The organism is Pelagibaculum spongiae (genome assembly GCF_003097315.1).
In the GTDB taxonomy this organism is placed as follows: Bacteria; Pseudomonadota; Gammaproteobacteria; order Enterobacterales; family Pelagibaculaceae; genus Pelagibaculum; species Pelagibaculum spongiae.
This window is the reverse complement of record NZ_QDDL01000015.1, coordinates 13,282-37,089: the sequence shown is the minus strand read 5'-3', so window position 1 is coordinate 37,089 and position 23,808 is coordinate 13,282. Positions and strand designations below refer to the sequence as shown.

Annotated in this window: 21 protein-coding genes; 4 read left to right on the top strand and 17 right to left on the bottom strand. The window is 42.8% G+C overall.

What is annotated here, in order from left to right:
* Positions 1-135 precede the first annotated feature (135 nt).
* Positions 136-507 carry a nitrous oxide-stimulated promoter family protein gene (locus tag DC094_RS20850; RefSeq protein ID WP_116689097.1) on the top strand — a complete coding sequence of 124 codons (372 nt, stop codon included), beginning with the start codon at positions 136-138 and terminating at the stop codon, positions 505-507.
* Between the two features lie 59 nt (positions 508-566).
* A complete protein-coding gene (locus tag DC094_RS20845) occupies positions 567-1,973 on the top strand; it encodes an MFS transporter (RefSeq protein ID WP_116689058.1) in 1,407 nt (468 codons plus the stop codon).
* Between the two features lie 61 nt (positions 1,974-2,034).
* On the opposite strand, the gene DC094_RS20840 is transcribed toward DC094_RS20845, so the two are convergent.
* The 9 genes from DC094_RS20840 to DC094_RS20795 form a co-directional block, all read right to left on the bottom strand.
* Complete coding sequence (locus tag DC094_RS20840; protein ID WP_116689057.1) at positions 2,035-5,043, bottom strand: FG-GAP-like repeat-containing protein; 3,009 nt, start codon at positions 5,041-5,043, stop codon at positions 2,035-2,037.
* 174 nt (positions 5,044-5,217) lie between these two features.
* Positions 5,218-5,556, bottom strand: a complete 339-nt coding sequence (gene glnB / locus DC094_RS20835) for a nitrogen regulatory protein P-II (RefSeq protein ID WP_116689056.1) — start codon at positions 5,554-5,556, stop codon at positions 5,218-5,220.
* Between the two features lie 92 nt (positions 5,557-5,648).
* A complete protein-coding gene (locus tag DC094_RS20830; RefSeq protein WP_116689055.1) occupies positions 5,649-7,286 on the bottom strand; it encodes an NAD+ synthase in 1,638 nt (545 codons plus the stop codon).
* Between the two features lie 141 nt (positions 7,287-7,427).
* The gene (locus DC094_RS20825) at positions 7,428-7,823 is read right to left on the bottom strand and encodes a hypothetical protein (RefSeq protein ID WP_116689054.1); all 396 of its coding nucleotides are present in this window, start codon (positions 7,821-7,823) and stop codon (positions 7,428-7,430) included.
* Positions 7,824-8,092: 269 nt separating this feature from the next.
* Positions 8,093-9,589: a phospholipase D-like domain-containing protein gene (locus DC094_RS20820; protein ID WP_206605720.1), complete on the bottom strand. Its 1,497-nt coding sequence runs from the start codon at positions 9,587-9,589 to the stop codon at positions 8,093-8,095.
* A 516-nt stretch (positions 9,590-10,105) separates the two neighbouring features.
* On the bottom strand, positions 10,106-11,212 hold the full coding sequence (locus DC094_RS20815) for a transposase (protein ID WP_116689052.1): 1,107 nt from the start codon (positions 11,210-11,212) through the stop codon (positions 10,106-10,108).
* A gap of 180 nt (positions 11,213-11,392) precedes the next feature.
* Positions 11,393-11,920, bottom strand: coding sequence for a hypothetical protein (locus DC094_RS20805; protein WP_116689050.1), 528 nt, complete (start codon positions 11,918-11,920; stop codon positions 11,393-11,395).
* Positions 11,917-13,563, bottom strand: a complete 1,647-nt coding sequence (locus DC094_RS20800; RefSeq protein WP_133245651.1) for a hypothetical protein — start codon at positions 13,561-13,563, stop codon at positions 11,917-11,919. The genes DC094_RS20805 and DC094_RS20800 overlap by 4 nt, the downstream gene beginning before the upstream one ends.
* Positions 13,526-13,756, bottom strand: coding sequence for a hypothetical protein (locus DC094_RS20795; RefSeq protein WP_116689048.1), 231 nt, complete (start codon positions 13,754-13,756; stop codon positions 13,526-13,528). The genes DC094_RS20800 and DC094_RS20795 overlap by 38 nt, the downstream gene beginning before the upstream one ends.
* A gap of 619 nt (positions 13,757-14,375) precedes the next feature.
* Between DC094_RS20795 and DC094_RS20790 the strand changes: the two genes are divergently transcribed.
* Positions 14,376-14,690, top strand: coding sequence for a hypothetical protein (locus DC094_RS20790; RefSeq protein WP_116689047.1), 315 nt, complete (start codon positions 14,376-14,378; stop codon positions 14,688-14,690).
* Positions 14,691-14,828: 138 nt separating this feature from the next.
* Here the strand turns inward: DC094_RS20790 and cdd are convergent, their stop codons facing one another.
* From cdd to DC094_RS20765, 5 genes are all read right to left on the bottom strand, one after another.
* Positions 14,829-15,713, bottom strand: coding sequence for a cytidine deaminase (gene cdd, locus DC094_RS20785; RefSeq protein ID WP_116689046.1), 885 nt, complete (start codon positions 15,711-15,713; stop codon positions 14,829-14,831).
* Between the two features lie 120 nt (positions 15,714-15,833).
* A complete protein-coding gene (locus tag DC094_RS20780; protein WP_116689045.1) occupies positions 15,834-17,045 on the bottom strand; it encodes a phosphopentomutase in 1,212 nt (403 codons plus the stop codon).
* A gap of 98 nt (positions 17,046-17,143) precedes the next feature.
* Positions 17,144-18,475: a thymidine phosphorylase gene (gene deoA, locus DC094_RS20775; protein WP_116689044.1), complete on the bottom strand. Its 1,332-nt coding sequence runs from the start codon at positions 18,473-18,475 to the stop codon at positions 17,144-17,146.
* A 178-nt stretch (positions 18,476-18,653) separates the two neighbouring features.
* A complete protein-coding gene (deoC, locus tag DC094_RS20770; RefSeq protein ID WP_116689096.1) occupies positions 18,654-19,427 on the bottom strand; it encodes a deoxyribose-phosphate aldolase in 774 nt (257 codons plus the stop codon).
* 542 nt (positions 19,428-19,969) lie between these two features.
* Positions 19,970-20,692 (bottom strand): SDR family oxidoreductase, encoded by a 723-nt coding sequence (locus DC094_RS20765; RefSeq protein WP_116689043.1) that lies wholly within the window; start codon positions 20,690-20,692, stop codon positions 19,970-19,972.
* Between the two features lie 99 nt (positions 20,693-20,791).
* On the opposite strand from DC094_RS20765, the gene DC094_RS20760 reads away from it, so the two are divergent.
* On the top strand, positions 20,792-21,634 hold the full coding sequence (locus tag DC094_RS20760; RefSeq protein ID WP_116689042.1) for a LysR family transcriptional regulator: 843 nt from the start codon (positions 20,792-20,794) through the stop codon (positions 21,632-21,634).
* Between the two features lie 60 nt (positions 21,635-21,694).
* Here the strand turns inward: DC094_RS20760 and DC094_RS20755 are convergent, their stop codons facing one another.
* From DC094_RS20755 to DC094_RS20745, 3 genes are all read right to left on the bottom strand, one after another.
* A complete protein-coding gene (locus DC094_RS20755; protein ID WP_116689041.1) occupies positions 21,695-21,967 on the bottom strand; it encodes a TMEM165/GDT1 family protein in 273 nt (90 codons plus the stop codon).
* A gap of 14 nt (positions 21,968-21,981) precedes the next feature.
* Positions 21,982-22,722, bottom strand: a complete 741-nt coding sequence (trmB, locus tag DC094_RS20750) for a tRNA (guanosine(46)-N7)-methyltransferase TrmB (RefSeq protein ID WP_116689095.1) — start codon at positions 22,720-22,722, stop codon at positions 21,982-21,984.
* A 331-nt stretch (positions 22,723-23,053) separates the two neighbouring features.
* Positions 23,054-23,554 (bottom strand): hypothetical protein, encoded by a 501-nt coding sequence (locus DC094_RS20745; protein WP_116689040.1) that lies wholly within the window; start codon positions 23,552-23,554, stop codon positions 23,054-23,056.
* Positions 23,555-23,808: the final 254 nt, after the last annotated feature.

Below are 23,808 nucleotides of genomic sequence, written 5' to 3'. Positions count from 1 at the left end.
ATGAAAAGATGGTTACTAAATGCTCTTCAACCAGTTTTACGCCTCACATGTTTGATCAGAGCTGATATCCGGCAAACCTAAATGACTCACAACGAGTTAGACTGGATCAATAACAGAGTGGTATCAGTGAGCGACATGAGACTGTTAAAACAGACGCATTTGCAAAGAGAAGCAAAAACAGCTGAGTTGATGATTGGCCTCTACTGCCAACATCATCACAATCAGCAAACAGATTCGCTTTGCCCCGGTTGCTGCGAGTTATTGGAATTCAGTAATCGTAGGCTCGCTTATTGCCCTTTCGGTGAAGACAAGCCAACTTGCGCCAAATGCCAAGTGCATTGCTATAAATCACAAATGCGTCAACCGATGCGGCAAGTTATGCGTTGGGCCGGGCCAAGAATGATTTGGCACCACCCATGGCTAACACTGCGACATCTTTTAGATAAATTTCGCAAAGCACCTAGCAAAGTCCCCAAGAAGAAAGATCTAAAAAATCTTGATCATTAAGATCATTTAATCGTCAAGCCACCAAAATCTATATTAAATTTCTAAATCAGGAAACAGCTATGACTGGATCTTTATTAGAGTCTCCACTGCAGAATCCCAGTTGGAGAAAAATGTTCAGTGCGCAAATTCTTTCTTTGGCGGGTACCGGTATTACCACTATTGCATTAGCGCTGTTAGCTTGGGATATTGCTGGAGATAAAGCTGGCTTAGTACTTGGCACCGCTCTCGCATTAAAAATGGTGGCTTATGTTTTACTAGCGCCAATTATCGGTGCCTTTGCCGATAGATTACCCAGAAAAAAATGGCTAATCAGCTTAGATATTATTCGCGCATTGATTGTTTTAAGTTTGCCATGGGTTACCGAAATTTGGCAAATCTGGAGTTTAATATTTTTACTCAATGTTTGTTCTGCAGGTTTTACCCCGGTATTTCAAGCAACTATTCCTGATCTACTAACAGATCCTCAGCAATACCAACAAGCCTTAGCTCATTCACGATTGGCTTATGACCTAGAGCAAATTCTCAGCCCATCAGCTGCCGCTCTATTATTACTGTTTATTCCTTTTGACGGCTTATTTGTTATCGACAGCATCAGTTTTATTATTTCTGCGCTGCTAGTTACTGGTTGCTTACTGCCCAAACAACAAAGATCACAAAGACCTTCTGGTATTTTCTATAATATTCGCTTTGGTTTGGCTGGTTATTTAAAAACACCTCGCTTAAAAGCATTATGGGCGATGTATTTTGCCGTCGCCTGCGCTAGTTCAATGGTGATTGTTAATACTGTGGTTTATGTTCGAGATCTTTTGGGTGGTGATGAAAGCTTAGCGGCTCTAGCAATCGGTTTTTGCGGCTTAGGATCAATGCTAATTGCTTTTATATTGCCACGATTTTTGCAAAATAAATCACCACGCAGCTTTATGCTCGCTGGCTGTGTTTTATTAACCATTGCACTTTTATTCGCCACAACAACACCGAGCTGGACTGGCTTTGCGATTGTATGGTTTGTATTGGGGGTCGGTTTATCTTTAATTCAAACACCTGCTGCCACCTTGGTTCGTCGATCTTGTCACAGTAGCGATGCAACAGCTTATTTTGCTGCTAACTTTTCGCTATCTCATTTATGCTGGCTGGCTGCTTATTTATTAGCGGGTTGGTTAGGAAGTTATGCTGGCTTATCGATAACCTTTGCTGTGATGGGTGCTATTGCCTTATTGGCAACCTTTACCGCAATTCATCTATACCCAAAACCTGATCCAATTGAAATTGAACATGAGCACCCAGTCCAGCAACATTCTCATTGTCATGATCATCACAGCGATGATCAACACCACGCTCATTTGCATCAACCTATCGATCAGGATGGGCAGCCGGATCATTCACACCAGCATACCCACGACCATCCTCCATTAAAACATAGCCACCCCTATGTTATTGATGCACACCATCCCAATTGGCCAGAGTAAACAATAATTTTACTGGCAAAAAAAACGCCCTAAAAGGGCGTTTTTTTATTATCAAGTTATCTTACGATTTACGAGATTTAAAAAAAGCGCTAGTCAAACCTAAAAACATTAACCCAAAAATCAAATAATAAAGATTGAAACCACCAGAGCCGCTAATAGTTACAGGCTTCGTACCAACTTGAGGAGGTTCTACTGGAGGTGTTATTGGTGGTATTTGCTGCGCTAAATTAGTAAATATCTCAACGCCTGTATTACTCGTTACAACCAAGTCACTACGTTGGTCATTATTAATATCTACAGCCAGTAGTTGATTACCACCATTGGTGGCTGCAGCAAGCGGTGCAAGGCTCCAGTTATTATCAGCAGCTTGCAGATACACTAACAATGTTCCATCAACGCCTAATAGTGCAATGTCCATATCAGAATCACCATCGGCATCGGCAATTGCGATATCTGAAAGTTTGTTGTTTGAAAATACTGCAGATCGGGTAAATCGGCCCCGGCCATTATTAAGATAAACTCTTGTATGACCTGCGAAATTATCACTAAAACTACTTGCATAGAAAACTACCAAATCTTGGTCGTTATCACCATCGAGATCAGCGGATTTAGCTTGCGTAGCATTATTCAGTCGCAAATCAATACCATCTGGAACTAAGCTAATTCCGCTTGCTACAGGAAATCGTTTCCAAAATTCAACGCCCCCAGATGCTCTAGCAAAGATCAGATCAGGGCTATCGCTACCATTAAAATCTGCAATCACTACGTCGCTGATTTCCGTTGAGGATAAACGCGTTCTATTTGCTTCGGCGAAGCTACCAGAATTCTGCAAATAAACATCGGTAGGTTGACCAGCACCAGTCGCTAACACCAAATCATCGCGATTATCATTATTTAAATCAGTTAGATGGACTTGTTTTACACTGGCTGCGATAACAGCTGACACAGAACTTCCGACTGAAAAATTACCATCTACTGCAGCAATCAAATGATTAAACCCATTATTACCATAAGTAATTACATCAGCTAATTGATCGCCATCTAAATCACCAACAGAAAATTGAGAAACATTACTAGCCACATCTCCAGATTCTAGTGACAAAACTCCAGCAGTATTATTAATTTTCTTTAATGCCCCAGAACTATTAGCAAATAGAATTTCTGGATAATTATCTGCATTTAATTCTATCAACGACAAACCCTGAGCATTAGCAGAAGCAAATGATTGTGAAGCAGTTGTTCTTGCCGCTACAGCATCAAAAATATGGTTAATAGAAGAATCTCCACCTAAGTACTGAGACAAACCAAAAGTCTCAGCAAATATTTGCACTCTTCCTGCTGACACTGGATTTATCTGCAGTGAAAGACTTACTGGTGAGTCATGACTCACTGTTACCGTACAATTAGTAGCGCTTCTTTGAGCAACAGAAACTGAACTACAGCCAGAATTTTCTGAAGTAACAACAAGCGTTGCAGGGCCTGTTGCTGAAATACTAAACTGTGCATCAATCGTTCCTGAATAATCAGGGTTGGCCTGCTTAATATTTAAGCTAAATGATTTAGGTTGCCCATTAACAATTAAGCTACCGCCACTAGCTGTTTCAGTTGAAAGAACTATTGAAGGCACAGCATTACCGTAAAAGATATCATCTGCTAGATAATCATCTTCCCACGAGCCATCCATTCCAGGGACTGAATCTGGATCAAAGCGTGAACTAGATGCAATATTGGCAACTAATTGAGATCGCTGAGCTTGATTAGAAGAACCGCTAATAACCAATGTCGCAGTTGCGCCAACGGCTAAGTCGCCTATAGACCATACATTGCTGGAAAAAGTACCATTTCCTGTGCCTTGTATATTGATCAGCGCATCAGGTATTGCAAGATCTACCGTGACATTACTAGTAGCATCTGGCCCGCGATTATGAACCGTGTAAGTAACCGAAAAATTTTCATTTAAAGCCGGATTAACATCAGCTACTGATGAAGATAATTCCAGATCAGCTTCATATAATTGCCAGCCGATATCTTTAAGCATCGATAAGGCTAAATCTAGATTGTGTGAAACCTGTCCATTTTTTCGACTGACCAGATTAGATGGCGAAGCTGATGGATGAAGCAAAACGCCGTAGCGGCCAAAGGCTTGTGTTTCATAAACACCTGGCTCAGAAAAATCATCTATATCATCATAATTACCTAAGCCAGCGCCGCCCTGAGCACCAATCATTCTAATTCGACCGTGATCATCAGAGAATGGCGAACTATTTAATGCCCAAGAAGCCCCGGAGGCACTGTGTGCTCTAGTTGATGGGCCAACAAATAATAAGTCAGTGCTACTTTCTTGAGAGCTTGTTGTAATACTCGCTCGGCTGGCATTAGTTAAGCTCGCCCAAGTATTGCCAGAAATACGGTCAACCAACAAATAATCGAAGAAAGAGGGTTGCTCAATTCCAGCTGCTAAAGATCCGTTATTCGAATTATATGGCGTCGCAATACCTAATCCTTGAACCATCGCTTGGAGGGCATGGGTCAACATATCTTCTTTGTTATTACCTGGATTACCATCATAACCGTAGTACCAAGAAATATCGGATGGGCAATTGCTATGATCTAGCCGATTAAATACGATTTCCATGTGGTTGGAGTCAATATTTAAACTCGAGCTACCTAAAATATTGTTATACAAAGGTGCAGGTTGATAGGCGGTTGGGTGTGGGAATAAATAATTTCCACTTCCAGATGCGTAGCCTAGCGGCCTTCCTAAAGAATAAAGCGGGTTATCTCCCGAGCAAGGCATATCAACATGGTTAAAAAGCATTCTCACTTTAACCGGAACATCACCTTTAATATGAGCACCTAGCATTGCCGCAGCACGCTTAACTACATTTTTTCTCTGCTCTGCCCAGTTAGTTCCTAGATTGCCTCCTACTGCAGGGACATTAACATTCGCTTCATTAAATCCAAGATTGTTATCTCGAATGTCGTACTCAAATTGTAACGATTGCGATGAAGAAGAGAAAGCACCCAAGATAATAGCGAGGGATAGCGAGCTAAGATATTTTTTTTGCATAGGAAAAAGAGCCTGATAACTAAATAGCTAATTGAGTATCGAGTGAAAGATATCAGCCTTCAAATAAACAAAATTAATTGCAAGCATTGCTAATAAGTTTGAACGTTATTTTTAGTGCTATAAAATCAAAAAACCGGCCTTAGCCGGTTTTGATAGATAAGTTAATGATGGTAGCTATATAGCTTCTTCGTCTTCTTCACCAGTACGAATGCGCACTACCTTTTCTACCGATGTAACAAAGATTTTGCCATCACCAATCTTTCCGGTGCGAGCGGTTTCTAAAATGGTCTCAATGCAGCGCTCAACTTTATCGTCATTAATGATCACTTCAATTTTAACCTTGGGCAGAAAATCGACCATGTATTCTGCACCGCGATATAGTTCTGTATGACCCTTTTGGCGACCAAAGCCTTTGACTTCGACCACAGTCATTCCATTAATACCTAACTCAGACAAAGCTTCCCGAACATCGTCCAATTTGAACGGCTTGATAATAGCTTCTACTTTTTTCACGGTTATTCTCCGTCTGTTAGTGCTTGGTTACGGTGAACTCAGCCCGTCTCACCGATGAAAGTCTTTTGATACCCAGTTAAGTGGTCGTTCAATTAGCTTCTGGAATAACCGGAAGTAATTGGATAGCGGCGCTCTCGGCCAAAAGCACGAGAAGTAATCTTGGCACCCGGTGCCGCTTGACGACGCTTGTACTCATTACGATCGACTAATCGGGCAATACGCTGCACAACTGCTGCATCATAGCCTTTGGCAATAATATCTTCGACACCCATATCTTGATCAACATATAAATCAATCAGCTGATCGAGAATTTCATAATCTGGCAGACTATCTTGATCTACCTGACCGGGTGCTAATTCAGCAGATGGTGGACGGGTAATTACGCGCTGTGGAATCGCTTTTCCTACTTCTCCACCCATCTCAGCATTGATCGAATTACGGTACTCCGACAGACGATAAACCATGGTTTTAGGGATATCTTTAATCGCAGTGAAACCACCCACCATATCGCCATACAGAGTGGAATAACCGACAGCAACTTCACTTTTGTTGCTGGTTGCTAGTACCATTTTTCCGGTTTTATTCGACAACGACATTAGCAGCGTGCCACGAATTCGTGCCTGTAAATTTTCTTCTGTGGTATCGGCATCTAACCCGGCAAAAGCTGATGATAAGCCATTCATAAACTGCTCGTAAATCGGCTCAATCGATACCGAACTGTATTTGACACCCAACCAATTAGCTTGTTCTGCAGCATCGGTTCGGCTCATCTCTGAGGTGTATTTAAACGGCATCATCACCGCTTCAACTCTATCGGCACCTAACGCATCAACCGCAATACACAAAGTCAATGCAGAGTCGATACCACCAGATAAGCCAATCAGAACTCCAGGGAAACCATTTTTGCCGACGTAATCTCTCACTGCTAAAACAAGTGCTTTCCAAGCCATAGCCTCTTCAGAGAGTTCGTCATAGGAGTCACAATGAATCTCTATTGAATGTGGATGCCAGGTAGTTTGTAGCGATGCTTGTTCAAACACTGGGCCGTGCAACAGGCATTCGCCATTGCCATTGACCACTTGTGAACCGCCATCAAATACCAGTTCATCCTGACCACCGACCATGTTGCAGTAAAAAATAGGTAAACCGGTTTCTTTGGCACGTGCAATCAAACAATCAGTACGTTCATTTTGCTTGCCCAGATGAAATGGCGATGCATTCAAATTAAGAATTATCTGCGCGCCGGCCGCTTTCAAATCTGCAGCAGATTCTGGTTGCCAGATATCTTCGCAAATTGAAACGCCAACTCGCCGCCCCTTAAATTCAAACACGCCCGGTTGCTGACCTGGAATGAAGTAACGCCGCTCATCGAACACACCATAGTTAGGCAGTGCTTGTTTATCGTAAGTCAGTAAACACTGGCCTTGATAAAACGCCGATGCCGAGTTGTAACACAAGCCATTTTGCCAGCGCGGATGGCCCACTACCACGCAAATATCACCCGCAGCTTGGCGTAAAGTATCCAGCGCCGCATCTACCCGAGCAGGCAAACTACCGCGATACAACAAGTCCTCTGGTGGATAACCAACCAGCGACAATTCGGGCAATAGAATCAGATCAGTTTTACCGCGAAGTTGCGTCAATTGATCGAGAATTTTATCCAGGTTGCCCTGAATATCGCCCACAGTCAGGTTCAGTTGGGCCAAAGTAATGCGCACAGGTTGGGTCATAAAACTTGGTCTTGGCTAAAAAACTGAGGCAATTTTACGACGGGCAGCCGCTGCTTGCTAGTTTCATCGGCCAAAGGGAAATAACATCGGAAGGAAGTGAAGCTAAGAAGCACAATCTAACGGCCTAAGAAGATTCAAAGATCAGCAACCGTGGTCAATTTTCTCCAGCACTTCAAAGATAAATGCACCCGGTTCGACATAAGAATTTTTACGTCTGCAAGTCGTACCATCAGCTAATTCAAATTCAATTTGATAGCTGCCCTTACGATGGAAAGCCACTGGTAAAACTAAATGGCTATGTTGCTTAATATCGAAATATTCCGTCACGCCTACTCTTGGTTCTGAATCACTGGCAACCGCAGAAGCGAAGGTTTCAATATGAATGCGGGCAATCGATTGATCGGTTTGGTTTTCTACATGGAGTTCGATCCAAGGATCAAGATCAGCACCTCTGTTCCAAGCAGACCAAGAAAAACCAATGATTAAAGTCAGCAAGCTGCCACAGCAGAAAAATATCAGGTATTTGATTCCTTGCATGGTAAAAGTCGCTTATCCGCTATTCACAAGATCGTGCCCTAACCAAAGCTTGAGCCAATTTTGCTTAAGCCACAATTAAAAGCATTCTATTTGTGGCTTAGCGCTCTGTAAATCTGATTTCTCTTGCAGCCCCATCCAAAAGACAAGAAGCATCACATGGCAATTGTTATTTCGAAGTCTTGCCATCAAACCAGTCACATCAGAAATGTAACAACATCTGTTATAAATCTGAGTATATCTTCAGGCCTGCGAGCATTTAATTACAGTCTCTAGAGTACACTTTTGGGAATAATTCGGCGTAGCTTTACTCCTAATCGTTTGGAAATTTTTACCTCACTATCGGGATTCCAGACATGGGATACACGCCATGCATTTTCTGGCTGCATTTCTTGCAGCATGCCTTGCTTGATTTCGCGGGCTATTTTTTCAGAAGGAATAATAACCAGATTTTCAGTATTCAAGTTCGCGCTTCTTGGATCAAAATTATAAGTGCCTATAACGCTAGTGTAATCGTCGATAACCATCGACTTAGCGTGCAATCCAAAGATTGGGGCTTGCTTTAATTGCTTGTGCATCACTTCAGACATTATTTTTTGCCGTATTCTCGCATCTGGTTTGAATTCAAAAATCTCAACTCCCGTTTTTAACAAAGCTTTCCGATCTCGCTGATATCCGCTAAAAGCTTCCAAATTATCAGTCGAAGCAAGGCTATTGGTTAAAATTTGAATCCTTACGCCGCGGTCAACCATCGCCTTAAGTATCTTCCGTATTTTCTTTGTCGTAATCAAATACGGTGTTTGAATAACAACGTTATTTTCAGCGCTTTTTAGCAAAGAAAGCAATTTGTCGGTTGACAGGCCACCACCAGATAAAAATTTATCTGCAGTATTTTTTCCTGGTATATCTGAAACATACTCAACATCTTTCAACCATTGCAGCTGTTCTTGCTGTTGAATATCAGCAATTGCTTCAGGCAGCTCATAAATTTTTTGCCTTACAGACAATACAAAATTCTGAGGGTCACAGGCATATTGATGCAAAGAGGCAAAGTCAGGGATATAGTCCACTGGTTTTTTATTTTTTACTAAGTTAGAAATATCGACACTTAACTTACTCTTCCAAAATTTCTCAAATGACGATTCAATGTCCCCAACGACTTCACCTATCAGTAAGACATCACGATCGCGAAAATTAAATTTATGGTCGTATCCGTAATATTCATCTGCAACATTACGGCCACCAGTAATAGCAACCGTTCCATCGACTATAAAAGTTTTATTATGCATTCTCTGGTTAAGCTGATGAAAGGATGTCGTTATACTTACTGCCTTATCAAAAATATTCTTACCAACATTTGCCATCGGATTATAAATTTTAATCGAAATATTTTTATGTGCTGCTAGCGTTTGCAATTCATTGACACTGGCTTGCATCATAATGTCATCCACTATCACTCGTACCCTGACATCTCGCTCTGCTGCCTTTACTAGGTAATCTGTCGCTATCAAACCAATATTATCAGTCGAAAAAATAAAATACTGAACATCAATCGTTTGCTCTGCATGCTCAGTGAGCCATGCCCGCGACAGCATCGCTTCAATGCCTTGTTCTAACACGTACACCCCGGTTTTATCAGCCATTTCGCTGACAACAGAGGCAAGATATTCAGGCAACCTTCCATTGGTGCTCTGAGTAATGTTACCGCAATGATTAACGCTAGATTCGGGAAATTTTGTTGGTTGTACGCTGCAAGCAACCAGCGCCATAGCTAGCACTAGGCCCACGACAATTTTATTTTTTACTTTCAATATATTGCATAACATTTTAATACAGTATCGCAATGTTTAGTTCCCTTTCGAGGTAGTCGAATACTATGCTGGTGCGCTTATCGAAGATCCTACAAAAACAAAGTAGCAAACAAAATTCAAGTGCAAAATACTTTTCAATGAAGAGCGAACAAACTTCATAACTGCAGTAAATACACGACTATTTCAACATTCACCCTACCATTTCGCTCAATACAGACACAAAAAAGCCAAGACTCCGGTCTTCAAGACGGCTTCAAGACGCCACCCACGATTTTAACTATATCCTAATAAATAAATCTAATGACCGGGATAACTGAAAAAACTGGCATTCAACGCGATTGCGGCAACCGTTTCTTCATTTCGAATACGATTATACTGAATTGATGTCACGACGAAAACCAGATTAACTCTGGTTATTGAAATGGCATTTTATTTTAAAGTTTTTGACTTAAACCCACTCAGCACAACTAAGTATTAAGAAGGTGGTTGTTTTCCAGGCACTTGCATTTGCTGTCGCCAAGCCTCGGTTTGTTGCTTGACTCGATCACGAAACTGTTTGAGGTTCAGCGCAGTGCCCATTGCGTGGGCAAACTGTCTTGCACTGGCCATCACAGTGCTGCGACCGCTCATGGCCGATGCCCACCAGCGTGCATCAGTCTCGATTTTTAATCGTTCAAAAATTGTCGGCAAGCTGCTGTCCATGTGATATTTTTTGTCAGTGCGCACCATGCGAGCACTAGCGTCAACCAATTCTAAATAATCTTTTAATTTAAATGGCAGAGACTGAGGTTTATCTTTGATATTAATACTGGGTTTGCTTTCGCTATCAACAAACGATTTTAATCGGGCGAAATTGTAATCATATCGGCGTTGATGATTTCTTTTTCGGCTTTTTTTTCTACGATGATTACTGGCGGGTAATTCCGTTTCCACTCGCGCTTGAACTGAAGTGTAATTTGAGTCTTCCGGGGTTTGTGCAATGCCTGCACGAAGCGGGTTAAGATCGACATAAGCCATACAGGTTAGCAGTGCTTGTTGATCGAGCAACGCTTGTGCTTTAAACCGCCCCTCCCAAAATCGGCCTTTGCATAAATCTTCCGCATTGGCGATTCGCGCTAGCGGCTCATTAATTGAGCGCATAAACCAGCTGATAGAATAAAGCCTTTCACGGTAAATTGTATCGGCAGTTTCTTCGACCCACTGAACCTGCATTTGAGTAAGTAAACAGTGCTTGTTTGGATCGAGATAATCTTTAACCCAAGGGTGAGGCGAAAACACTTTGCAGTATTGCAACAGCACCTGCTTGATACCCCAGTTTTTTGCACGCTCGACATCAACATACACCACTAGATGATAGTGATTCGACATCACAGCGTAAGCTGCGATATCCACCGCAAACGCCTGGCTCAGTCGATCAATTCTATCGACAATCCACTGGCGACGGTGATCGTAATTCTTACGGTGCTTTTTAAGTAGCGTTGGATCTTCACCACACAGCCACCCTCGCCTAACACAACGCGAAATTACATGGAGAAATGGATTTTCTTTCGGATCGTATAGAATAGCTCTAGGTGCTGGCATGATGTGAAAATGACAACTTTTTCAAGTGCCGTTCCTGCAAAAATCCACGGTTTACAAAGATTAAATCAATGGCAACCGGATGAGAAATCAAATGTTTTTTGGTAGGTATAAACATTATCTTGGGTGGCGTTATTCTTTTTGCGTTATTCTTTTTGAAAAAAAACTTAAATACCAACATAACTACTGATTTTCAAACTCACAGAATTCATCAATCGTTTTACAGGCACCACCATAAAACACAGACGGTGCATTAATTTTCTTAGCAATTTGTAAATAAAGCCCCTTCAAAGCCAGAACTTTTCTAGGGTAAATAAAAACCTCACCAGGGATATGCAGCACACCACCATCATTTAAATTAAATAAAATTTCGCTAGTACGGAATGAATTAGACGCCGCAGTATGACTGGTTACACAAACTTCTATATTCTTTATATCGCTTTCTGAGTACATTGATTTACGATAGTGCCAGCGATCAAGAAAACTGACATAGCAAGCAATCTCTCCATCTCTTATTAGCACTTCCCTTTTACACAGAAACAATACAACCAGAACAAAGAATGATGGCGCAGCTACAATAAAGCAAAAAAATACCAACCATGTACTTTCACCAATTTCATCAATACCTATAATTAAAGAAAATATAAATGGAAAGAAAGCAACCATCTTAATGTGCCCCCCCAGACCACATGTGAATTTCATTTCATTCATGAGCAACCTCCAAACTTTATAGCGTCCCATAGCTTTACTTTTCTAGAGACTCCATATGTAAATTTGTAAAAACCACCAAATTCAAATGCGACGTCAGCAGAAAAGTTAAAGCCACCTTCATCCTTACCACCTTCATTACAATTTTTACCTTCGGGGCATTCACCTCGAATCCCCTGATCCAATTTTAAAAAAACTTGTGGATTTAATGACGCATCAGCTTTTGCCGACGCTCCAAACACAGTACTCGGACTCAGGCATCTATTAGCAACAACGCCTCCCAAACAGCTGTCAAATTTTGCAGCCAGCTCCGCCTTAACGCCTATATTAATAGTTCCTGACAAGTTTGCTTTAAGTCGAGCACAGCTTTCACCGCACTCAGACACCTTCCCAGACAAGCCTCCGTCACCTTTTATAGCCCCTTCGATATACAGGCCATACTCAACAATTCCAGAAACCTGATAACCAGCAATAATTCTTGGTCGAACCGACAACGCATACCCTAGCCCAGGAACAACAGCCACCCCTTTCATATCAAAAGTAATATTACCGCCATACTCTTCATACTTTCCTTTGCCAGCGATTCGACAATCTGAACAACATTCTTCGCCTGTTTCTCTAAAAGCATTCGCCTTCCCGCTTAGCGGATAAATATTTACAAATGGATTGCTTTGATTAAAACCTTCGGTTAAATCATTCGCATAGTTAAATATATCTATGAAAAATTCATGCTTAATTTTTTTACTACTTTCATCGCAATGATTACCACAATCGCCATCTTTACAGGTGTAACATTCCTGACCTTCTTTATTACTGCAGGATAATTTATCTTTTTCTTTATCCGCTACCAAACCATCATCGCCACACATTTTGCACTTTGCATCTTCAGGTTTGATATCATTTTCATCTGGCAACGATGTCGGGTTCATGCCATCACAGCCGGGCTTTTTACAATCTCCAACAATGTCTTTTGGCTTATCGGCAGTATCTGCTACGTTTTTCGGACTGCCGCCACTGCAGACTTTTGTTTTACAATCACCTTCCTGATCGGCTGATTTTACTCTTGGGTCAGCGTCATCATTATTGCAATTACATTCACCATCACATTTTTTACAGATAGAACAATTCGCCGCACAACCACTGCCACCGGGTTGGCTACCACAGTGCCATCCGGCTTTTATCACACCAACACCGGGGTTACTTTGTACCGTGGCACCATCTTCTGACACCGAACCTAAGCCGATGGCGACAAATTCCTCTAGGTCATGATCGTAAGAATACATTTCCACTTGTGCACCCGGCTGGTGGCCATCAACATTGGGTAATGTCAGTTTTGCCGGTGGGTCAAACCGAGTGCCGGTTGGCTGAATCGTGACGATAAACTGTGGCTGCATGCCATTGGGCGGTGCCATGGGCACAGCCGAAGCATTAACCGGAGTGACTGAAATAAAGCCTTCTTTTTCACCATTAGGGAAAGTCGCCGAGCCTTTAGCAATATCCAGCTGAAAACCGGGGTATTTATCTAAGGTCAGGCTAATATCTTGCTTACCGGCATATACCGCATTGTCAATATTCAATTTAACCATATAAACAGGTGCAGATAGCGGGTTATCCACCCCAGAGGGGTTGAATGCTTTTCGTGGCAATTTGATAGCCAGTATTCAACAGCTGTGAATTAAAACTAAACGCTACAGAGCCATTTTCTACGTGAGTTTGTAGTGCTCCAGGAAAAACATCACTGCAACCATCTGCCAGCACTGGCGCTGGAGCAACAACTACAGCAATAACTACAGCCAAAGCTGCAGAAAAAACCTTTTTAGCATAACTACCTACATTCATTATTATGAAGTTTTATTGCTTGTCTAGCCGCTAAATTTGTAGAATCAAACTGCCGAACAAGTATTTTTACTATCGTATTGTTTGCACATTCTAAGGCAAAACCGATAAAAGATACAACGGAAAGTCTTTATATATAAATCGTTTTCTTCTAATAAAATATAAGAATAGAATTAATTTTCTACTTTGCTTTGCCGCTTCTACAAGTAACGTTTTTTAATACACTAAAAAAGAAATGGATTAGGCGGTGATAATAAATGCGTTATCGGTCGTAATATTCCTTTGTGGAATTATCATTTTAACTTTGTTTTATGAAAGATTTACTAAAAACGATTTTGAAATAACGCCAGCAGAGCTGATCTGCTAGATTAAACAGCCATAAAAAACCGTCGAGTGGAAAAATAAATTTTGTGAATATGACCTTTCAACTAGGACTTGATGCTCATCACTCACAAACCAGTAAGACGATTACCGATATAACTGACACTTAATAGTGGTGGCATTTGTGTTTTGATTTTGACAATGACGGCTGAGAAGATATTTTCCACATTGGTAGTAGTGGTAATCGCCGTTATTACGGCAAAAATAGTTGGTGGAGCAATCATCACACTGGCAATAGCTTATGGAAAAATGTTTTAGGAAAACAGCTTTTAGATGTCACTCAAAAACCAGGATTAAAAACATTATTCCAGCAGGAAAATCAGACGTCATTAGTTATAATTTAACCGTTCCTTCATGGGTACAAAGCCCACTAACAGTGACCACTATAGTTAATTATCGAAAATTGAATCAAAGATATGCCTTATGGTCTCTCGGTGATTTATACCAAGAAATACCTGTTGTGGAAATGGCACGAGATACGGCTCAAATAGCTATAAAAATTCAGCCACCTTCAATTTCGAAAAATGCTGATTCTGCGCTATACAATAAGCAATAGTACTGTCCTGAAAGGTTGTTTTGATATAAATGAATCACTCAATCTAACGTAAACGACAGCCCGAAAACATTATTATTTTAAAAACAAAAAGCCGAGACTCAATCTCGGCTTTTTTGCTCAAACGGGTGACAAAATCGATTAAACCAAAATCACTTCTAACTTAACATCGCATACTGTGGCCAACACCGCAGCAGCATGATTTTGCTCGCTAATTTGAGCATCTTGTTTCTCAACTAATACCGCACGAGCAATCGTCGAGATATCACGACCTCGCCGTGCCAGTGCATTAATCGCCATCTGCATTGGCTGCATCGATGGGTTAAATGCGGCATTTTCACCATAACGGCCCGAAACAATTTCACCTGACTCTAAAATCAAGGCAACGCCTGCAGGACTTTTTGAGTAAGGCGCATAACTGTTACAAGCGGCTGAAACGGCTTTTTCCACCAACGGGTCATTGGTTTCAACTTCTATGCCCCAGTCAGGCTGTTCGCTCATCATTGGATTGTGATTATCCAAATCAATCGGGCCAAAAGCATAGGGTAAATAGCTAGATAATAAGCCTGGCGCGCGACCGGGTAAATTGATCGTCAAGGCACCGGCAGTGCTCAGCTCATTCATAAACTGGCGACAATGACCACAAGGGCTGTAATTAACCGTAATATCCAGCAAACCAGTTTCACCGGCTTTCCAAGCATGGCTAATTGCGGATTGCTCGGCATGAATCGAATGGCCTAATACTTCGCCAGTGAATTCATGGTTAGCGCCCATGTATAAATCGCCGCTGCTACCGCGGGCAATTGCACCGACATAAAAATTGGAAATGGGTGGTTTTGCCATACATGCAGCCACTGGCAGCATTGCTAATAATAAAGGGCGTTCTTCCAAGCCAGTTTGCTGTTGCAATTGGGCAAAGGCACCGGCTGAAATATACCCTTCAAAGGTTTCATCTAAAATTGGATCAAGTGCCTTAGCCAGCATTTCTGGCAGACTTTCTAGTGCAGAATTAAATCTCGGATCCATCGTTTTTCTCCACTTCATTCAACTATCAGTTTCATGACTGACATTTCTTAATAACCCAGCTAGCTTTTAAAAACTATGTAGGAAAAAAAAGCCCGGATAACCGGGCTTTTTTTGAAATAATTAGCACCGAAGGAACGAGGTGCCATATTCCATTTTTTCTATCGAGAAATACTCGGCGATTGATTGGCCAATATCTGCAAAAGTATCTCGCTTGCCTAAAGAGCCCGCTTCAACTGATTTGCCGTAAGCAATTACCGGTACAAACTCACGAGTATGATCAGAACCCGGCCAGGTTGGATCGCAACCATGGTCAGCAGTGATAATCACCAGATCATCTTCGTTTAAAATTTCGAATAATTCAGGTAACCGCGTATCGAAATATTCGATGGCATCGGCATAACCTTTTACATCACGGCGGTGGCCATAGCTGGAGTCAAAGTCGACAAAGTTGGTGAAAACCATCGTCTGGTCTCCCGCATCTTTAACCGCTTGCAAGGTGACATCCCACAATTGTTCTAAACCAGTGCCTTTAAGCTTTTTAGTAATGCCGCAATGTGCGTAGATATCGGCAATTTTACCCACAGAAACGACTTCTCCACCGCTATCCGCCAGCTTTTCCAAAACGGTGGTTGCGGGTGGCTTAATTGAGTAGTCGTGACGATTACCGGTACGCTGGAAATCACCTTTAGCAGAACCTACAAATGGGCGAGCAATCACTCGGCCAATATTGTAATCGGCTAACAATTCACGAACCGTTTTGCACAGCTCAAGCAGATTATCCAAGCCATAGGTTTCTTCATGGCAGGCAATCTGGAATACAGAGTCAGCAGAGGTATAAAAGATCGGCTTACCGGTCTTCATATGCGCTTCGCCCAATGCATCTAAAATCACGGTACCTGAAGAATGGCAATTGCCCAAATAGCCAGGCAGGCCGGCTTTTTCAACGATGGCATCGAGCAATTCTTGCGGGAAACTGTTTTCTAAATCAGAGAAATATCCCCATTCAAACAGTACCGGTACACCGGCCATTTCCCAGTGCCCTGAGGGGGTGTCTTTACCGGAAGATATTTCAGCCGCATGGCCATAGGCGCCGATGATTTCAGCATCTTTATCGAAACCAGCCGGGAAGATACCGGTCGCTTCTGCGTTGGCATGACCCAAACCCAACTTGCTCAGGTTAGGTACATTCATCAAGCCACGACCTGCTTCGCCATTTTCACACTGCTTGGCAATGTGACCTAAGGTATTTGCGCCCACATCACCAAACTTTTCTGCGTCTGGTGCGCTACCGATTCCCAAGGAATCCATCATTAAAATTACTGTGCGTTTCATAATCGCCTCTTGGGAGCCAACAAACCCAGCCTGCGGATTCCGTAAAACTCATCGAGTAAATACGGTGTGCGCCGGGCGCTCCGATCAATCAAATTGGTTTATACGTCTTCTGGACGGATAGTACAGTAGACCACTGGGCGCTGCTCAGGTTTCTCACTACCCAGAGTAATCGCTGCACGAACCGTTTTAGCCGCTTCTTGCCAGGCTGCTTCACTGCGTGCGTGAATCATTGCCAACGGTTTGTCAGCGGTAGCTTTTTCACCAAGGCGGATAATTTGATCCAGGCCGACCGCATGATCAACATCGTCCTGTGGACGAATCCGACCACCACCCAATGCAACAACAGACAGACCCATTTGACGTGTGTCCATTGCCACTGCAAAACCTTCTGATTCTGCATATACCGGTGCAACAATTTCAGCAGTTGGCAAATAGCTTTCTGGCTTGTCCATAAAATCAGCCGGGCCACCCAGTGCGTGAACCATTTCACCGAATACCTTGGCAGCCTTGCCGCTATCCAGCGCTTGATTCAGCTTGGCACGAGCATCATCAACACTGCTTGCCAGTTCAGCACTTAGCAGCATTTCGATACACAAAGCCATCACCACTTCGTGCAAACGTTCATTGCGGTACTCGCCTTTCAAGTAACGAACCGTTTCACGAATTTCTACCGCGTTACCGGCACTAGAGCCTAAGGCTTCATTCATGTCGGTCAGCAAAGCGGTGGTCTTGGTGCCTGCGCCATTAGCGACAGCAACAATTGAGCGCGCCAGTGCTTCGGACGCTTCGTGGGTCGGCATAAATGCGCCGGAACCAGTTTTAACATCCATTACCAGTGAGCCCAAACCTGCTGCCAGTTTCTTGGACAGAATTGAGCCAGTGATCATATCGATGGAGTCTACGGTTGCGGTTACATCACGCACGCCGTAAATAATTTTATCGGCAGGTGCCAAATTGCCGGTCTGGCCGATAATAGCCACGCCGACCTCTTTAGTCACTTTGCGGAAAACTTCATTATCTGGCGTTACGTTGTAGCCAGGAATGGATTCCAGCTTGTCCAGCGTACCGCCGGTATGGCCTAAGCCGCGACCAGAGATCATTGGAACATAACCGCCACAAGCAGCAACCATTGGGCCTAACATCAGCGAAACCATATCGCCAACACCGCCGGTAGAATGTTTATCCACGATTGGGCCAGCCAGATTCAGGTCATCCCAGCAGATCACTTCTCCGGAATCACGCATCGCTTCAGTAAAGGCAACTCGTTCACCCATCTCCATTCCGTGGAAATAGGTTGCCATTGCAAATGCCGCAACTTGGGCCTCGGTCACTTCACCGCTAGGAATACCTTTTACGAAAAAATCAATTTCTTCTTTTGACAGGACGTGGCCATCACGTTTTTTGCGGATAATTTCTTGCGGCAGAAACATAACATTTGTCTCCAAAAATTCTTTAAATAGCGATGACACAAACGATCAATCAGAATCTGTAGAAATAAAAAAAATAGACGTGCAGATTTTGTATCAATGAGCCATCGTGGGCAGGATTTAATACAAACGCCCAAAAGCATTTCGGCCAATCTAAAGATTGGCCGAAATGTATTAATTATTAATAACCGGTAGAATCTTTCGGTTTTTCGCCGACTTCCAAGGTGTGCAACAAGGCATTTAACAGACCCGAAGCGCCGAAGCGGAATTTATCAGCCGTGATCCACTCTTCACTCAAAATACCTGCCGCTTGATCTAGATACAGTTTTGCATCTTCAGCAGTACGAACACCGCCAGCCGCCTTAAAGCCACACTCACTACCACTTTCTTTAATAGCAGTCAGCATGATTCCAGCAGATTCTGGAGTTGCGTTAACTGGAACCTTACCGGTAGAGGTTTTGATGAAATCAGCACCGGCTTTAATGCAAATATCAGATGCTTGACGAATCAGCGCTTCAGTTTTCAACTCACCACTTTCGATGATCACCTTCAACTGAGCCTTGTCACCACAAGCCGCTTTAGCAGCCTTAACCAGTTCAAAACCCACTTCCTCATTACCGGCCATCAATGCACGGTATGGGAAAACCACATCCACTTCGTCTGCACCGTAAGCAACGGCAGCACATGTCTCAGCAACAGCAATTTCAATATCGTCATTACCGTGGGGGAAGTTAGTTACGGTGGCGATCTTCACTTGATCTGCACCTACTTGGCGCAGGGTTTTACGAGCAATCGGGATAAAACGTGGGTATACGCAGACAGCTGCAGTTTGACCACCTTCGCTCTTGGCTTTGGTGCACAGCTCAATAATCTTGGCGTCTGTATCGTCATCGTTCAGGGAAGTTAAATCCATTAACGACAGCGCTTTACGCGCCGCAGTTTTAATATCGTTCATTAAAATATCTCCGAGGTTCAGCATAAAAGCTGAAAAAATATAAATAACTAGGTAGCACTCATCTGATCATCATCAACCAGACTTCACTTTCTCTATAGATTGGACAAGAAACTAATATAGCGCCTCAATCGGCCCGAAATCTCAACCTATAACAGTCTTCAGCCGCCCCAATACGACACTCTTAATAGCCAATAGCCCAAGCTATTAGCCATCATGCTAACTGACCGATTCAATTCAAAACAGGCCAAAGCACAATCATGGATCAGCGGTGAATTGCAGCACTTTTCCACAATCAATCAAGTGCTGCCATTTTAGCGCCGAAAACCACCCGAAAAACATGATACGCATCACGGCCATTTCTGGTATTTTTCCAATTTAGAACAGAGGTTATCAATTAGTTGGCGCTGGTTTAGTCGATTATTGTTACTAAACTGCGTCAAAACAACCGTTTCAGTCACCTCTGAAAAAACAAAACCAGATCATTGAATTAACAATGATCTGGTTGGGTTTTCTGACAGCACTTTAATGGTTTTAAAAAACTATTAAGCAGTCTGGCCTGTTGCAGCAACCACCAATTCACGCACACAAACGTTTTGTGGCATTTGATAAGCAAACGTGACGCAGTCCGCGATATCTTTGGTTGAAATCGCACCACCAATGCTGGTTTTCCAGTCTTCATAGCCAGAAATGATTTCATCAGAAGTGGTATGGCCTAACAGTTCAGTTTCAACTGCACCTGGTGCAACAACAATCACCCGAATACCATCTGCAGACACTTCTTCACGCAGGGTTTCCGTTAAACCATGGACGCCAAACTTGGTGCCGCAATAAGCAACATGAGCTGGGAAGCCTTTAATACCCGCAACCGAGCTAACGTTAAAAATAGTACCGGTCTTACGTGCCTTCATTCCTGACAGAACCGCATGAATACCGTACAACATACCTTTCAGGTTGATGTCGATCATGTTGTCCCACTCGGCAGGATCTTGAGTATCTGCTGTACCCAACTGCATCAAACCGGCATTATTTACTAAGCAATCTACTGGGCCGTATGCTGCTTCAGCTTCCGTCACTGCAGCAACCAGAGCATGTCTGTCGGTCACATCGACTTTACGACATATAGTATTTGGCAAACCCAGTGCTTCTAGCTTTTCCAGACGGCGTGCAACTAATAATAATGGATGACCCGCTGCGCTCATTTGACGGGCAATAGCTTCACCGATACCGGAACTTGCGCCAGTAATAACAACCAGTGGCTTACTCATAATAATTTTTCCTAATAGTTAATCAGACCAAACACACAGTACCTGACTGCCAAAAACAGTTAAAATATTTATTTCCGGGGTTTATCAAAGGCTGTACCTATGGATCTTCGATTACTGAAATTTTTCATCGCGACCTATGAAGAAAAGAACATCACTCGGGCAGCCAATCGCTGCTTTATCTCACAGCCTTCATTGTCAGCCGGCCTTAAACAGTTAGAGCAAGAATTGAGTTCGCAACTCTTTATTCGGCACAAAAAAGGCGTTGCTCTCACCGAAGAAGCTCACTACCTCTATCCAATGGCGCGACGATTGATCAACGATGCGACTCGATTGCCAGAATTGTTTAAAGAAAGGTCGCAGAACCAGCCGCTATCGCTTGGTGTCTTTCCTGATCTTAGCCCATCTCGATTGGCACAATTGTTAGCGTCGGTCTATCAAGATATTGATTATTTAGCGCTGGAGTTGCTGGATCATACACAAAGTGCCGATGCCACTTTGACGCTGGATATTTTAAAAAAAGAAGATGAGATTTTTTTGCCATTATGGGAAGAAGATTATTTGTTGTGCTGCCCGCCAGATCACCCGTTAGCACAACAAGAAACAGTGAAACCAGAACAGTTGCATGAATTTGATTTTATCGAGTGTCCGCCTTGCGAAGCCCATCAGCAAACGGTCAGCCTGTTAGCTTGCAGTGGCTTACGTTTAAATATGGTCGCTAAAGCCGAACATAAAGCTCAGGTGAAGAATTTAGTACAAGCTGGCCTCGGTATTTCTTTTTTACCGGACGGTATGTTGGAAAATACACCTGATTTGGAAATACGCCGCATTGATGGCCCAAGAATGTTTAGAAGAATCGGTTTGGCTTATTCTGCCAGTAAAAGTATATCGCCTGTATTAGCAAGGGTTATTGAGCTAAAAAGCAGGAATCTGGGCAGTTTTTAAAAACATAAAAAAAACCGGAAATTAAATAACTTCCGGTTTTTTAATTTTATACATTAGCAATTATGATCGTAACAACGTCCATAAACCGATCGCAATAAAACCTACGCCTGCTGCATAATTTAAATAGCGTTCATTAATATATTCGCTAAGAAAACTGCCCGCCAATACGCCAATGGCCGATGCAACAATTAATGCAGCAGAAGCACCGGCAAACACAGTCCACTTACTTACATCTTTGTCTGCAGCAAATAACATGGTGGCTAGTTGAGTTTTATCACCCAGCTCAGCAATAAATACCGCACCAAAAACACTAATAAATACTTTCCAATCCATCAGATAATCACTTACTAACTTTCACGACGGTAAATTAAATCCCAAACGCCATGCCCCAAACGATGGCCACGGTTTTCAAATTTGGTTAATGGACGCCAATCTGGACGAGGGGTATATTGCTTTTCACCCTGGTTATTCACATAACCTTCAGCCACTTCCATTACTTCCATCATATGCTCGGCATAGTTTTCCCAATCGGTTGCCAAATGGAACTGACCACCAATTTTCAATTTGTTACGAATGGTTTGAACAAATTCAGGCTGAACAATGCGGCGCTTGTTATGACGCTTTTTATGCCATGGATCTGGGAAATATAACTGCAAGCGATCAATCGATTGATCGGCAATGCATTGATTGAGCACTTCGACTGCATCTTCGGCATAGACTCGCAGATTGGTGACATCTGCTTTAATCGCGTCATTCAGCAAATGACCCACACCCGGTTTATGCACTTCGATACCAATAAAATCAACATCCGGCTCAGCCTGCGCCATCTCCAACAATGAAGCGCCCATGCCAAAACCAATTTCCAATACCCGTTGGCTACCGCTACGAGCAAACCACTGGTCCAACTCAACAGCCCCTTGCTCAACACTGCGACCATACTTTGGAAAAACAGTATCTAATCCACGTTGTTGGCCCGGGGTCATACGGCCTTCGCGCAAAACAAAGCTGCGGATTTTACGCAAACGCTTCTCTTGGACAGTATTTTCTTGGCTGGTATTTTCTTCGGTATTATTCTGATCAGTGCTCATGGGTACTTCTTGGCTGAGGTCTGGCATATCAATCCCTAAAGGGTGTGCCAAACAGAAATAGAGAAATCAAAGGCGGCGGATTATAACCAGTTCTTATCGATTGAGCACCTTCATTGAGTAATTTACATCGCTCGTTCGGCTGAGATTTCTATCGAATTTCACCACTTGTAAGGCTTGCCAACATCGTATTTATCTTTGTAAGTAGCGCCCAAAAACTGGCCGATGAGTAAAAGCATCATAACCAACACAACGACGCCAAGAATTACGAGCAAAAAAAATCCGATGATTGAATCACCGGATTTATTCATTTCAAATATTTTACAGCGCCATATTAATCCGCCGGAGGCCAATTCTGACGACGTTCTCGGTAAGCTCTTCGATCACTCAGCTTACCACTGGCAAAACGCACTCGCGTTCTACGGTCGGTATTATCTCTACGGTCGGAATGTTTACGGCGTTCTAAACCATCCCAGTTTGGATTATCTGGCAAAGGCGCCAGACTCAGACTATCTGATGAAAAATTAAGCTCTGTCTTTTTAGAGATTTCCTGCCCTTCTAGTTCTGGCTGGTTGGATACTTTAGTTTCCGTTGGTTCTACAGCCTCTAAAGATAAATCTGGGTGTGCTCTAGAAACATCTTGCATCGAAAATTCCGCATGCTTCACTCGGGCACCTTCAACAACCTCATCACGAGCTTGCAATAAACGATGACCACCTGTTTCACCACACGATAAGATATCTCGTACATACTCTAACTTGTCACGCTTACCTAAACCGTCTACTGACTGGGTCAAAAGATCCGTCAACTTGGCTTTAAATTCAGCTCGTTTCATTCTCATCACCGCTTCAGAATATGTGCCAGTATCAGCGTAGGCTATTCACCCAGAAATCAGCCAAGCCATTAAGCAGGGCATTATTACCTTCGGTTCTCAACACTGAATCATTTCTTGAAGCTAGTGTGGCAGTTGATAATTAAATCAACCGGAACCAATTCACATATTTATCAATAGGTTATCTGGCATTCTTTTCAGAAGACAGATTAAACACCTATTGACGACTGGTGATCAGAGATCACTCGCTGGTACAC

Coding starts and splice junctions, on each gene's coding strand:
- DC094_RS20820 (WP_206605720.1), bottom strand. CDS start 9,589: ATGGCGCTGGTTGCTTGCAGCGTACAACCAACAAAATTTCCCGAATCT.
- DC094_RS20790 (WP_116689047.1), top strand. CDS start 14,376: ATGGAAAAATGTTTTAGGAAAACAGCTTTTAGATGTCACTCAAAAACC.
- DC094_RS20830 (WP_116689055.1), bottom strand. CDS start 7,286: ATGACCCAACCTGTGCGCATTACTTTGGCCCAACTGAACCTGACTGTG.
- DC094_RS20765 (WP_116689043.1), bottom strand. CDS start 20,692: ATGAGTAAGCCACTGGTTGTTATTACTGGCGCAAGTTCCGGTATCGGT.
- deoC (WP_116689096.1), bottom strand. CDS start 19,427: ATGAACGATATTAAAACTGCGGCGCGTAAAGCGCTGTCGTTAATGGAT.
- DC094_RS20845 (WP_116689058.1), top strand. CDS start 567: ATGACTGGATCTTTATTAGAGTCTCCACTGCAGAATCCCAGTTGGAGA.
- DC094_RS20850 (WP_116689097.1), top strand. CDS start 136: ATGAGACTGTTAAAACAGACGCATTTGCAAAGAGAAGCAAAAACAGCT.
- DC094_RS20795 (WP_116689048.1), bottom strand. CDS start 13,756: ATGAATGTAGGTAGTTATGCTAAAAAGGTTTTTTCTGCAGCTTTGGCT.
- deoA (WP_116689044.1), bottom strand. CDS start 18,475: ATGTTTCTGCCGCAAGAAATTATCCGCAAAAAACGTGATGGCCACGTC.
- DC094_RS20780 (WP_116689045.1), bottom strand. CDS start 17,045: ATGAAACGCACAGTAATTTTAATGATGGATTCCTTGGGAATCGGTAGC.
- DC094_RS20840 (WP_116689057.1), bottom strand. CDS start 5,043: ATGCAAAAAAAATATCTTAGCTCGCTATCCCTCGCTATTATCTTGGGT.
- DC094_RS20755 (WP_116689041.1), bottom strand. CDS start 21,967: ATGGATTGGAAAGTATTTATTAGTGTTTTTGGTGCGGTATTTATTGCT.
- DC094_RS20745 (WP_116689040.1), bottom strand. CDS start 23,554: ATGAAACGAGCTGAATTTAAAGCCAAGTTGACGGATCTTTTGACCCAG.
- trmB (WP_116689095.1), bottom strand. CDS start 22,722: ATGAGCACTGATCAGAATAATACCGAAGAAAATACCAGCCAAGAAAAT.
- DC094_RS20815 (WP_116689052.1), bottom strand. CDS start 11,212: ATGCCAGCACCTAGAGCTATTCTATACGATCCGAAAGAAAATCCATTT.
- DC094_RS20760 (WP_116689042.1), top strand. CDS start 20,792: ATGGATCTTCGATTACTGAAATTTTTCATCGCGACCTATGAAGAAAAG.
- DC094_RS20825 (WP_116689054.1), bottom strand. CDS start 7,823: ATGCAAGGAATCAAATACCTGATATTTTTCTGCTGTGGCAGCTTGCTG.
- DC094_RS20805 (WP_116689050.1), bottom strand. CDS start 11,920: ATGAATGAAATGAAATTCACATGTGGTCTGGGGGGGCACATTAAGATG.
- cdd (WP_116689046.1), bottom strand. CDS start 15,713: ATGGATCCGAGATTTAATTCTGCACTAGAAAGTCTGCCAGAAATGCTG.